The following is a 13428-nucleotide window of genomic DNA, read 5'->3' on the forward strand; positions in this document are numbered from 1 at the left end:
ATGGTTCAATGCCTGTTGTGGCTAGTTGGTTTACACGCACAGCAACAGGGCTGGGATAAGCATTTTCAGGCCAATACCATTGGGCATCGAACGGTACTCTCAACGATTCGCTTGGGATTGGAGGTACTCAGGCGGCCTGATTATCAAATCACGGAGAAAGAATTGCTGGCGGCCTGGGTATTATTCGCCAATCAGTTGCTCAAATATGGCTATGCTATGGCTGATTTATGAGGGGATCCTTCAGCACTTAGTTTGTCCATCAAAATGTAAGTCGTTATGTCATACAGATTTTCACTTTAACAGACGAAAACAATTCTGACGCGTAAAAAAAACGTAAAAAAATACGGAGATTAACTTTAGATCGACGAAATTAATAACATTATACTTTTGAAATCCCCAATCAATTTAACTGGGGATGGCTAGTATCAATATGCTTAAATGGCTAAGGCTTGCTCAAGATCGGCAATCAAATCTTGAGGATCTTCGACGCCAATGCTCAATCTAATCAGGTTGTCATTCACCCCTGAAGCTAGCCGACTCGCGGCATCCATAGCAGCATGGGTGGTACTAGCGGGGTGGCAGGCAAGACTCTCTAAGTCGCCTAAACTGACCGCTTGAGTAAACAAGTTCAAATGATCTAAAAACTGCGCCGCTCGATTAAAACCCCCTTTGAGCTCAATACTCACCATACCGCCAAAGGCGTTGATGGTTTCACTCAGAACTTGATGACCTTGATCATCTGCTAGCCCTGGGTAATAAACTTTTGCAACGCTCGGATGGGTTGCAAGAAAAGCGGCGACCTTAGCCGCGCCCGCAAGATGAGCATCCATTCTAAGTGCTAAGGTACGTAAGCCTCGCTGTAATAAATAGGCTTCCTGTGGCCCAATCGCGGCGCCGATATGTTTAAGCGCTATAGTGCGAATAGGTTGCACTAATGCCTTAGGTCCAGCGACAACACCTGCGATCAAATCGCCATGGCCACTTAAATACTTAGTGGCACTGTGCATCACAATATCAATGCCATGTTCCAGCGGTTTGAATAAATACGGGGTTAAAAACGTATTATCACAAATGGTTATAGCGCCCACTTTTTCGGCGGCACGCTTAACCTTACGGTAGTCACTGACTTTTAAGGTCGGATTGGTGATGGGCTCAAATAAAATAATTTTTGTTTTGGCGTTAATCTCTGCCAACAAATGATCATCGTCTTGATAACGGCGCACAGTAATACCCGCGCGGGTTAACGTTTGGATTAAAAATGCCGCAGTGCCACCGTATACGGGGTCGATAAATGCGATTTCATCACCTTGACTGGCTAAGGCATAGAAAATACTGCTGATTGCCGCCATCCCACTCGCAACAACGAGTGCTTCATCAGCCCCTTCCAGTTGTGCTAATTGATATTCAAGCGCCTGCACTGTCGGATTCGCCATGCGACTGTAGATAAAGCCCGGTTGCTCACCTGCAAAACGGGCTCGACCATCCTCGGCACTACCGTAGGCGAAGGTGCTACTTTGATAGATAGGAGTTGTAAGAGCGCCCGTCGAGTTATCAGCAGCATAATGGGTGTGAAGTAATTTAGTTTTAAATTGCATAATAGATCCTAATAACCATTAAATGGCATGAGCGAATGAGGCGTAATGCGCTTGAGCAACGTCGGGATGAGAGCGTAAACGCCCTTTTAATACGTTCTGGCCCACTTGGTGGAAAAGTGGATTTAATGGATCGCTTGCCGGTCCTTGAGCTTGGTTCGCCAAATGCTTTGGCAAAGGTAACAAAGGGACTATCGCATTCAACTGCGCCGCCATAAAAAAGGCACACGAGTAGCGCTCGACCCCAGCAGGCGGGCTCGTCACCCTATGGTTGGTTGCCTTTAAATACCCATTAGAAGCCAACTCAAGTAATTCACCTATATTCACCACAAAGGCGTCTTCTAATGGCGGTATGCTTAACCAACCGTTGTCAGTCTGAACCTCTAAACCGGATTGCTTATCTTGCAGCACTAAGGTCAAATAGCCAGGATCTTTATGTGCCCCTACGCCTTGGCCTGAAGTCTGTCCATCCGCGCTGGGATAGCGAATAAGCTTCATATGTTGATAAGGACCCGCTTCAATCGTGGCATCAAAGGCGCTTTCAGGTTGCTCTAGCGCAACAGCAAAAGCTTTCAAAAGAGTGACACTGATATCCGCTAAATCCTGTTGCCATGCCAATAAAGTAGATTTCATCTGTGGTAATTGTGACGGCCATTGATTAGGCCCCTGTAGCTGCCACCATATAGGCACATCAGACTGCTGAGGGTTAGCCACTTCTTCTTGCATGATATCAAACTGTTCCCGCAAGTCCGGTTTCCCTAAGGTCAATTCACCTTGCAAACGAGTATAACCGCGAAAATGCGGTGTATTAGCCATTTTCACCGCAAGTTTATCTACGACGGGCAGCGCAAAGAAATCTGCCGCTAACTGAAGTACTTGCTGCTGTCTAGCAAGCTCAATGCCGTGGCCGGTGAGATAGAAAAACCCTATTCTTCTGGCAGCATCGGCAAGCTTAGTAATAAAAGCGTTACGACGTTGTCCACCCGCATGCCAATCACTTAAATTCAATATCGGTAATTGTTCCATCAATGACTCCCATTTAATGCATTGTCTGAGCCGGATTCTATGCCTTTATGGGTCGATGGATAATGAATTAATAACTATTTGATATATTAAACAGTAATAATAGATCATTTGGATATATAGACATCTAGGCTTCTATACTGCTAGATTTGAATTTCAAAGGTTAAAACAGCGCTAATTATTAGGCCAACTCAAACCGCACCACTCAGATAAACATCATAAGCCATACTGCTTAATGATATTTATCTGGTTATTTTTCAATATATTAGTAAAATTAAGATATAAAAATAAAAGCGAGTCCACTTTTGCGGCACTCGCTTTTTAAGGTTTCGAAGTTTTAACGTTTCTAAGTCATGTCAGTTATAAACCTAGATGCTTCTACCAATGACATTATTGATCATGCCAAATCAGCACTTGGGCTGGCTCACCATTACTACGAGTGGCGCGGTACATACCTTCGGTATTAAATGGCGTAGCAATATTGCCACGCTGATCGACTGCAATCACACCACCTGAACCGCCAGCAGTGATAAGACGTTGATTAATAACTTCATCTGCAGCCTGAATGATGGATTTTTGCTGATATTTCACCTTGGCACAAATATCCCCCGCGACGAGGTAACGGATAAAGAATTCACCATGACCCGTTGCCGATACGGCGCACACCCCGTTTTCAGCATAAGTGCCAGCACCGATGACAGGAGAGTCACCGATACGACCAAAGCGTTTTGCCGTCATACCACCGGTCGATGTACCTGCAGCTAAGTTACCCTTTTTATCTAAGGCGACAGCACCAACGGTACCAAATTTGTAATCGAGGTCCTTCATCTCAACATTAGCAACTTGTTCAGATTTAGCCGCAACTTGCAGTTTTTGCCGTGCATCGAGTAATTGCTGATAACGCTCGTCAGTATCAAAATGACGGTTTGGCACTAAAGTAAAGCCTTGAGTCAGGGCAAATTCTTCCGCTCCTGCGCCCGAGAGCATCACGTGCTCAGATTTATTCATCACGGCCAAGGCTAAGTCAATTGGATTGGCAATATGACGCACTCCAGCGACAGCGCCGGCATTCATGGTTTTGCCATCCATAATAGAGGCATCTAATTCATGTCCGCCGTCATAGGTATAAACCGCACCTATACCAGCATTAAACAGAGCACTATTTTCAAGGATATTAATTGCGGTTTGTACTGCCACTAAGCTGTCACCGCCCTCCTCTAAGACTTTTGAGCCTTTATCGACCGCTTCCTTTAACTTATCTTTGTAGGCTTGGCGTTGTTCAGGGGTGAGATTAGCTTTAGAAATCGTCCCCGCGCCGCCATGGATCGCAATGGCGAACGGTTTATCATTGGCAAAGGTGTTATGTGACATAAAAAGTAGGCCCGAAATAATTAAACTAAAGGTGGCTAATTTTGTTTTCATTCTTTACATCCCCTTAAAAAGTAGCGTCCTTTGTAACCATTTCATCGTGTAATTTCAATCATCTCCTTGCCTGTTGGTTTTATTCTGGCGACAATGATGCCAAATCACAGGGACTATAAAGTGCAGCCATTTTTGCAAATCACCTCACATTACATTCGTCTTTGCTTGTTTCTGAGTCTGATTTCAGTCACATCAGTCGCGGCAGCAGATGATTTTATCAAATTATCTGTTACAGGCGTGAATGAAGCGCTGCGAAGCAACATAGTTGCTCACTTAGGCGCTTTACCTGAATCAGAGGTACAGCGCCGTGCCTTTTTGTTTAATGTCGATGACAATATCAGCACCGCCTTAGAATCCATGGGCTACTATCACGGTGAAGTAGAAGAAAAGCTGATTGAGCATGACAAGGGACCGTGGGAATTAAAACTTGAAATCAGCCCCGGCGAGCCAACCATTGTTCAGTGGGTCGATATTAATTTTAGTGGTGAAATGCTTGATGACCGAGCCTTCGATAAATGGCTCGCAAAGGTCAACATTAAACCCGGCGATGTGTTAAATCACGGTGTTTACAGCGACGTAAAATCGCAACTGGTCACCTTAGCCTTGGCACGAGGTTACTTCGATGGCGAATTTAGTGAATCACAAATTAAAGTTAACCGCGATATTAATACCGCACAGGTCAGTTTGCATTTTGATTCAGGCAAACGTTACCGATTTGGCCAAGTCAGTTTCGATGGCCATAACTTAGAACCCGATATATTAGAGGATCTTATCCCCTTTAAAGAAGGTGCTTCATACTCAACTCGCCGGGTAAGCGCCTTGAATCGTCAGTTATTAGATACTGGTTATTTCGCCAATATCAAAGTGATCCCGCAAATCGATAACGTCGAAGATAACCATATTCCAATGCGAGTCGAATTAACGCCTAAGGCAAGTCACGCAATTGAACTTGGTTTTGGTGGCGATATTGGCAAAACAGATCAAGCCTTTGATCCGAGGGTGCGCGTGACTTGGCGTACACCACAAATCAATAAATACGGGCATTCTCAAGAAACCAGTCTCGAATGGTCGCCCGATAGACCAAAGTTATTAACCACTTATACGATTCCGCTCACACATCCCTTAGACGATCAATTGAAGATCCGCCTCGGTTTACTGCGGGATAAATATGGTGTGACTCAAGTATATGATGCCGAGAATCGTGATTTTAGTAACACAGGCCAGCTCGAGTCGACTAAGTACCTTCTGGGGCTATTACGTCAGCAAAGACTAGAAAATCAATGGCTAATGAGTTATTCGTTGGAGGCCATACGCGAAGAATATACTCAGTCTGACGTCGATTATATGCCGTCGTTTTATCTGGCAGGAATTAACTTTTCTCGGACTAGCCGGGGTGATAACTCACTGGATCCTAAATCCGGGTTTAGACAAATTTACAGCCTAGACTATGCCGATCCCTATTTAGGATCAGAAACCCGCCTAGCCCGCTTGCAAGCTAAATTTAAATGGATTGATACCTTCTTCGATAACCACAGAATCGTCGCTCGTATTGATTTAGCTGCCAACTTAGCTAACGAGAATGATCTTGCCTCTATCCCACCATCACTACGCTATTTTGCCGGTGGCGATCAGAGTGTCCGAGGTTATGGTTATCAAGAACTCGGCCCCTATTTAGACTATGTTGCTGACGATGGAAAAACCAATCGCGAGGTTATCGGTGGCCGCTATTTAATGGTTGGTAGTTTGGAATATCAATATTATGTGACCCCCACTTGGCGGGTCGGCACATTTATCGATGCGGGTAACGCCTTCGATAATAATCAATTTGAACCTGTCGTCTCTGTCGGTGGCGGTATCCATTGGATCTCCCCGATTGGTCCAATCAAATTAGATTTAGGGGTCGGATTGAAAGAAACTGAGACCATTGAAAGATCATGGCGAATTCACCTAACCATGGGGACAGATCTATGAGCCAGCCCCCAGAGCATAATAAGCCAAGCGAACAAGATATCGTTGATAATCCCATCACTGAAGTCAATGAAGCCGAGGCCACTGAAACCATAGTGACCTCTGTCACCCCATCGGTGTCATTCATTCAAAGACTGTGGCGGCAGTTCAAACTCTGGACTCGGATTATTATCTATGTGCCATTAGGGCTTTTAGTGTTAATCGCCCTATTACTCGGCACTGAATTTGGCTCGCGCATTAGCGTGGGTTTAGCCGATCAATTTGTACCCGATCTTGAACTGACTTATACCTCTGGTTCCATTAACAAAGACTTAGCCCTATCTCACGCGGCTTGGTCTATGGCCGGAATGAACGTGCAACTTGAGGATCTGCATTTACTGTGGCAGCCCGCCTGTTTACTGCAAAAACGCTTATGCGTGAATAGCTTATCTGCGGCTAAAGTCGATGTCACTATTGATACCCTAGCGCTTTCTGCAGACTCAAACGAAGCGCCAGTCGCGCCACTTGATGAAGAACCCAGCGAGCTCCTATTACCCTTTGATATTGTTTTAGATTCTGCTGAACTCAATGGTGTTAATATCCAAGTGGATGATATGCAATTTACCGCTAATCGTCTTAACGCAGAAGCACAATGGTTTACCGAAGGTTTGTCGGTTAAACAGCTATCCAGCGAAGGATTATTCATACTGATCCCTGCATCAACCGATGTAGCAACGCAAGCCAGCACGGCAGCGGTAACGAATGCAGCAGATCCCAGCACTGCTACGAATACAACACCGACACCATCGGCCAGTCCGTCGCTAACAAAAGAGGCTGAATGGGCTTTAGCACAATTGCCACAAGTATTTATGCCTTTCCCTGTGACAGTCAATGCCCTAACGTTAGACAACACCACACTGCAAATCGGCGATCGTAAAGATGTTTTTGGCCATGCAGAACTACAAGGCAGTTTCCGTGAATACCAATTGACCTTAGACCATCTCGCCATCAGCCACACCGATGGCAGCGTCGATATCACAGGCAGCCTAACACTTGATAAAGATTATCCACTCGATTTAGAGGCAAATCTCACCCTTAACCAACTAGTCGAATTGCCAGATCTCACTCATCAAGTATTAACGTTAAAGCTGAGCCAAAGTTTAGGGCAACTTCAGGTGAATGCCGTCGCCAAAGGCGATACCGACTTTACGCTAGATGGCCAAATAACACTGCAAGACCCTAACCTGCCCTACAAGGTGAAACTTGAACAAACACGGCTTCAGTGGCCACTGAAGACCCCTGAATACTCGGTAAGCGATGCCACACTCGATAGCCAAGGCGACCTCAATCGGCAAGAGGCGAGTCTTACTGGCCAACTGATCACACCCTTTCACAAAGTGCTCGACATAGACACTGACATCCATCATCAAGATGCTAAGTTAACCATCAATAATCTTGATGTAATGGGCGCGATTGGTAAGGTCAAGCTCACGGGCGAACTCGATTATCAAAAAGCCATTAGCTGGAACGCCAATCTCTGGATCAATGACGTCAAATTACAAGAAATACAGCTGCCACAAACGGATACAGCACAAAGTACAACGGGTTTACCGGACAGTTTGATTTCAGGAAAATTACGCACTAAAGGCTCATTTGCAAACCCCCGTTGGCAAGTATCCCTGAGCGATACTGAGCTCACTGGCACTTTGCAAGGTTATCCCTTCGATATTACAGGGGATATCAGTGTGAATGATTCCCTGTATGTCAGTGCTAAAGGGCTGAACGCCAAAGTACTAGGTTCAACTCTGGCACTCAAAGGCGAAGCCAATGCCAACTGGGATCTCCAAGGTGAATTACAAGTGCCCGACTTTGGCCTATGGTTACCTAAGGCCAGCGGCCAACTACAGGCGCAGATCAATGTCACTGGTGACGAGAAACACCCCCAGGTCGAGCTTACAGCGCAGCTGGCAGAACTTTACTATCAAAACATTAAACTGCAGGAATCTAATTTAAAGGCCTATTACAAGCCGCTAGATCAACATGAATTTGCTATCTCGCTAAAATCAAAAACCTTACAGATTGCAGAACAAAATTTAGATACAGTGACACTCGGGGCGAAAGGTACCATTAACGCTCAAAAACTCACTCTCAACGCCACGGGCGATCTTGGGCTCGATGCAACGATGAGCAGCCAATACGATGTGAAGAAGTCACGACTACAGCTCGATGTTGATCGTTTAAATCTCAACACGCCCCTAGGCCTATGGCAGATCGATAACACCATTAATCTGGCTTGGGACCAAATCAAGAATCAAGGCAGCATTACGCCCTTTTGCCTCATGAATCCCAATAGCCGTATCTGCCTGAACAGTAATACACCAATAGGTAAAAAAGGCAGCGCACAGGTGAGCTACTCAGGTAATCCAGGGCAATTACTTATCCCAATATTACCAACGAATATGCGTTGGAACGGCCCTGCATCGCTATTAGCCAATGTTGCATGGGCTGCTGGCCGTAAGCCTACTGCAGATGTGAACTTTGATTTTGCTCCCGGCAGCATTATGCTCAAACGGGATAAAAATCGTGAAGTCACCATTAATTACCAAAACCTATCATTAAAAGCGACCTTAGATGCAAAACGGCTGGCGACGGTTTTAGATTTTGAATCAGAAGGCGTGGCCAGTTGGCAGAGTGAGATTAACGTCAATGTCACACCCGATCGCACCCTGTCAGGTTATGCCAATATCAAGCAAATCAACTTGCAGCCACTTGGGGAGTTTTTCCCTCAATTAAATACAGTGCAAGGTTTGCTGACGAGTCAACTTAACTTTGCGGGTAGTCTAGATGCGCCCGAAGTATCGGGGAGCATGGCCTTAACTGAGGGCGCCTTAGCCCTAACAGCAAACCCAACATTAATCGACAAAATTGACATGTCGATGTCATTTGCGGGTCAACAAGCGCAGCTTAAGGGACGCTGGATGATGGGCAATGGTTTAGGTAGAGTGAATGGTCAACTGCAATGGCCCCAAGGTCAATTTAGTGGCGAGTTAGCCCTCGAAGGCGATAAGCTCGCCGTGATCCAACCGCCACTGGCTATTCTCGATGTCTCCCCCGATATCAACTTAACCTTCAACAGTAAGCAACTGGCAGTAAAAGGAAAAATAGCAGTACCTTCAGGCAACATTAAAATTGTGCCATTAGCGGAAGGCGGTGTCGCAGCCTCCGAAGACGTGGTATTTGACGACTCCATTGCCGCCACTCAGCCTAAAACTAGCCCCTACGCCATCGTTGCAGATCTGAATATCAGTGTGGGGAACGAACTCAGAATTGATGGTATGGGTCTCAAAGGTAAACTCCAAGGAACCTTAAAGCTACAGCAGCAAGCTTTCCGTCCTCCTTTGCTCTTCGGTAATATCAAAGTCAATCAAGGTAGCTACAAGTTTATGGGCCAAACCCTAAAAATCCGCACTGGTGAAGTGCAATTTGTGGGGCCAACGTCATTACCAAACCTGAATATTGAAGCAATACGGGAAATTAAGACTGAAGACTTAGTGGCAGGTGTACGTGTCACAGGCACGCCATCACGCCCAGTGGTGACCTTATTCTCCAATCCAGCCAAAGAGCAGGCCGAAATCTTGTCTTACATTATCAAAGGCAGTGGCTTTAACAGCGCCAACAATGAGCAAAATAACTCGCTGATGATGGGCGCGGCACTCGGTTTAGGCTCACAGGTGGGCGGCGGCGCAATTAACAACTTAGGGAATACTGCGACAGGACTCATTGAAGAGTTTGGTTTCTCTAACGTGCAACTCGACACTAATGATGAAGGGCGTGTGGCGATCAGTGGCTTTATCGGCGATAACTTAATGGTGAAATACGGAGTAGGTGTATTTAACCCTGGTTACGAAATGACAGTCAGGTATTACTTGCTCTCACAACTCTATCTAGAAACCGTGTCAGGCACTTTAGGCCAATCACTTGATATCTATTACAACTTCAATATCAAGTAACCATATGAATACCAATATATTGACACTAAAAACTCTAGCCAAACAATCTCAAAATACGCGTTACAGTATGTTGAGGTTGTTTGGGTAAAGCCTAAGTGTCTACCCATAAATACAAACAACTAAAAATCAGCCACAAAAAAAGCGCCCTTAGGCGCTTTTTGCTTCAGTTACGACAATTAAGCGTAAACGAAGTCAACATGTTCAATGATTGGCTTGAACACGTGGCGTTGCATAGCTTGTGCACGAACACCCACTTCTTTACCATCAACAACGATAGTCAGAGTAGAAGTGTAGAAGTCAGCATTAGCTTGAATGTTAATGATATCTTTGTGATCAAAAACAATAGAAACTGGCTCTTTGCCTTGGCCATAAATAACAGCAGGTACTTTACCAGCATGGCGTAGGCGGCGGCTCGAACCTTTCCCTATTTCAGTGCGGGTTTGTGCTTGGATAGTGTAAGACATGTGTTTCTCACTTAAATTTAGAGTAAAAAGTTGCCGGCATTTTCGACCAATGACGGCTCATATAAAGCGCGCGAATACTAACATAGATACCCAAGGCGCACAAGAATACCGCAAGCCCTCTATTTATCGGCGTCAGCGTTAGCAAAACAGACCGCTATTTATCAAATTGAGGAACTTGTATCTTGGCTGTTACGGCAGAGAAAAGGCTTTGATCTCAAACAAAAAACACGAGATCTAGATCACACTGGGAAATTGAGAAGCCTGTTAAGCTCGGGCAAATTTCGATAACTGCTGTGTCAAAAAATGCGTCATGCGCTATACCAGTTACAACAAGAAAATAGACTTTCATGCCAACTGGCCCGTGAACTCGTCTCTCTTATCGAAACCGTTCCTTATCAGCAAAATACCCTCGAATTAAAATTCTTAGAATTGCTTGCCTGCACCCAACAAAAAAACCGCAGCTTGATCTTACTTATGCAAATTATTGAGTCTGTCGATATTGAGTCGCAGAGGCAAAGACAATATCAATTTTCACAACGTCTCAGCCTATTGATCTGTGATTGGCAACAACATAGAGAAATGAACAAACTCAATCAACAATTTATCCCGCTGCTCAGACATTACTTGATCGAATCGCAAGCCTTGGAACAAGATTTTTATCAGCAGATCCAACAACAGATCATTGCTACCAGTGCCTTACCGGACCACAATCGACGTGCACAAAGCCAGAATTAGGATAATAACCCACACCACCGAGTTTCAGGGATAAAGCCGCTTCTCTGAGGGTTTTTAGTTTAACGCTAGGGATCGCTATGTCCATCGCCATGCCGCGCATGTGATAACTCTTCTTAGCAACTCCGCCACTGTGGCTCACGAGCATGGCATTGGTTTTTGGTGAACGGTAACCAGAAATTACATGGATTTCATCGTTGGTATTCAAGGTTGTTTTGAGCGAGTGGAGTAAATCAAATAAGCGCTTATCCATAGGCGCTGCCACATTCTGACGATGATCCCGCAGCAAATGATTAAAATTGTCTAACACCTTGCTCTGATAATGACCATCTACCCAGTAACTACCATCATCGCGCTCGCCAGTATGACGATTAAACAAACTTAACTCGCGGATCCCTTTGGTTGAACGGCTGGCAACTGCTTTTGAGGGAATAAAGGAACATAATGCCACACCACTAAGGCCTAACAATAACTGCCTACGGGCAGGACATATTAAAGTCACATGATCACCTTTTGTATGCTTTTTGGTCACTAGTAAGGCAAATTATACTGAATAAGCCCTAAGATCAAGTTTTGCCAACCCCATTCTGAGTAGGATTTCAAAATGCCAAGCGAGTTCAGATGCTTATCTTGCTCAGCTTTACAGCACAAAAACGTTAATGTTGTTCCAAAACCGTGGCAGGCACAGCATTCGTCAGCTCAGGTTCCAAATGATAAATATCGCGACGGTATTGCTCCTGCCCACTATCGTCTAACCATGCAGTCCAGTAAACCAGATGCACGGGCAACTTTTCGGAAAGTGAAAACCACTGGGGTTCAGTAATACCAGGGGCTAACTTGTCCCATAAACGTTTGTCTTTTACTAAATGCTCTTTAAACCACTGGGCTAATTCAGTGGCTTTTTCAATACGAATACACCCAGATGATAGTGCCCTATCGTCCTTTTTAAAGAGACTTGGCTCAGAAGTTCCATGTAAATAGACACTGAAACTGTTATCAAAGTGAAACTTATATTTACCTAATGCATTCTTCGCCCCAGGGCGTTGTACAAGCTGATAGGGAAACGAAGCGCTGGCTAAGGCCTGCCATTCCTCTGGCATGCGTTGCACCCGTTGACCGTTATAATCGTACACATCAAATTGACGTTCATTAAGATAATGACCATTTCGCTGAATTTGCGGCAGAATGTCCCGCCGTAAAATGCTGCTAGGCACTCGCCAACTAGGGTTAAGCACCACGCTAGAAATCTGACTGTCCAAAATCGGTGTTTGCCGAGAAGATTTACCCACAATAACCTTGGAACTTAACACTGGCGTACCATTATCGACCAACGTCATCTCAAAAGCGGGCACATTAATCAGCAAATAACTCGGCTCTAATTTACGTTCAAACACTCTTTGTCGAATAGTGTTTTTAGCTAATAGTACCGCCCTCGCCCTTGGCGATTGGTTCACCCAAAATAAGGTCTGCTTACCTATCACCCCGTCCTGTTTTAACCCATGCTTTTGCTGAAAGCGCTTAATGCCAATCATAAGTTCTTCGGTATAAACTTGATTCACTCTAGGCTCAGTGGCTAAGTCTCCCAATATCCACATACGCTTTGCTAGGGTATCAACGATCTGATGACTCATTCCTAAGGTTAACTTTTCATCTAGCACTAAAGTTTCCCATGGTTCAATTGTGTCCAATTGCACTAAATGGGCGATTTGCTTAAGCACCCTTTGATATTGGGGATCCACTGGAATAACGGATGAAACCGTCCCTGGGGCTCCAGCGTTGTTACATTCTGCGGATGTCATCACATAATGCCAGTAACCGGTAACATCAGCTTGGATTCGTACTAAATCAGCAGTAGATAAGGTATTAGGAGAAAGTGTTAAGTCACGATAATGCTGGCCAAATACTGGATTAACGCCTGCGAGATCCAATAGCAACACCTGTGGCACTAAGGCCGCAAGCGGCAGCACAGCAGTAAGATCTTCAGCTTTACCCTCAAGATTTGGCTGCGCAGCAATACTCGAATTTGATGTTACGGATTGAGCGCCATCAGCTGCACCTACCTTTGGCACTAAAATTATTGGAATACAGAAAAAAAGGCTGAGTAATAGTTGCGCGAGATTACGCCTCGTCGGCATCGGGTTAATCTGCAATGCTTTCAAGTTCGCGATGTTGAACTCCTGCTCTATCAATTTGAGTTCTCTCACGTTTAGCGTTACACGCATGGATGGGGGCAAATAG

General features: G+C 45.0%; 9 protein-coding genes and 1 pseudogene. 4 read left to right on the forward strand and 6 right to left on the reverse strand.

Translation table 11 applies throughout. The annotated features are described in order from the left end of the window. A pseudogene (locus L5M10_RS17440) lies at positions 1-231 on the forward strand (IS4 family transposase); the annotation flags it as partial. 203 nt (positions 232-434) lie between these two features. On the opposite strand, the gene L5M10_RS17445 reads toward L5M10_RS17440, so the two are convergent. The 3 genes from L5M10_RS17445 to L5M10_RS17455 form a co-directional block, all read right to left on the reverse strand. Beyond that, positions 435-1595: a trans-sulfuration enzyme family protein gene (locus L5M10_RS17445; RefSeq protein WP_263166421.1), complete on the reverse strand. Its 1161-nt coding sequence runs from the start codon at positions 1593-1595 to the stop codon at positions 435-437. Between the two features lie 18 nt (positions 1596-1613). Further along, the gene (locus tag L5M10_RS17450; RefSeq protein ID WP_263178581.1) at positions 1614-2618 is read right to left on the reverse strand and encodes an isopenicillin N synthase family dioxygenase; all 1005 of its coding nucleotides are present in this window, start codon (positions 2616-2618) and stop codon (positions 1614-1616) included. 387 nt (positions 2619-3005) lie between these two features. Beyond that, positions 3006-4037 carry an isoaspartyl peptidase/L-asparaginase family protein gene (locus L5M10_RS17455; protein WP_263178582.1) on the reverse strand — a complete coding sequence of 344 codons (1032 nt, stop codon included), beginning with the start codon at positions 4035-4037 and terminating at the stop codon, positions 3006-3008. Positions 4038-4157: 120 nt separating this feature from the next. On the opposite strand from L5M10_RS17455, the gene L5M10_RS17460 reads away from it, so the two are divergent. Continuing rightward, positions 4158-6008, forward strand: a complete 1851-nt coding sequence (locus L5M10_RS17460; RefSeq protein ID WP_263178583.1) for an autotransporter assembly complex protein TamA — start codon at positions 4158-4160, stop codon at positions 6006-6008. After that, entirely contained in the window at positions 6005-9994 is a 3990-nt protein-coding gene (locus L5M10_RS17465) for a translocation/assembly module TamB domain-containing protein (protein ID WP_263178584.1), read from the forward strand. Before L5M10_RS17460 ends, L5M10_RS17465 begins: the two co-directional genes overlap by 4 nt. A gap of 176 nt (positions 9995-10170) precedes the next feature. On the opposite strand, the gene rplY is transcribed toward L5M10_RS17465, so the two are convergent. Then, complete coding sequence (gene rplY, locus L5M10_RS17470; RefSeq protein ID WP_028760163.1) at positions 10171-10458, reverse strand: 50S ribosomal protein L25; 288 nt, start codon at positions 10456-10458, stop codon at positions 10171-10173. 303 nt (positions 10459-10761) lie between these two features. Between rplY and L5M10_RS17475 the strand changes: the two genes are divergently transcribed. Next, positions 10762-11193, forward strand: a complete 432-nt coding sequence (locus tag L5M10_RS17475; RefSeq protein WP_106650352.1) for a hypothetical protein — start codon at positions 10762-10764, stop codon at positions 11191-11193. Here the strand turns inward: L5M10_RS17475 and L5M10_RS17480 are convergent. Together L5M10_RS17480 and L5M10_RS17485 are read right to left on the reverse strand one after the other, a co-directional pair. After that, positions 11144-11692, reverse strand: a complete 549-nt coding sequence (locus L5M10_RS17480) for a DUF882 domain-containing protein (protein WP_028760165.1) — start codon at positions 11690-11692, stop codon at positions 11144-11146. The two genes, L5M10_RS17475 and L5M10_RS17480, sit on opposite strands and share 50 nt — an antisense overlap. Positions 11693-11846: 154 nt before the next feature. Continuing rightward, complete coding sequence (locus L5M10_RS17485) at positions 11847-13325, reverse strand: L,D-transpeptidase family protein (RefSeq protein WP_411569033.1); 1479 nt, start codon at positions 13323-13325, stop codon at positions 11847-11849. Positions 13326-13428 lie beyond the last annotated feature (103 nt).

The organism is Shewanella sp. SM32 (assembly GCF_025654235.1).
In the GTDB taxonomy this organism is placed as follows: Bacteria; Pseudomonadota; Gammaproteobacteria; order Enterobacterales; family Shewanellaceae; genus Shewanella; species Shewanella oncorhynchi.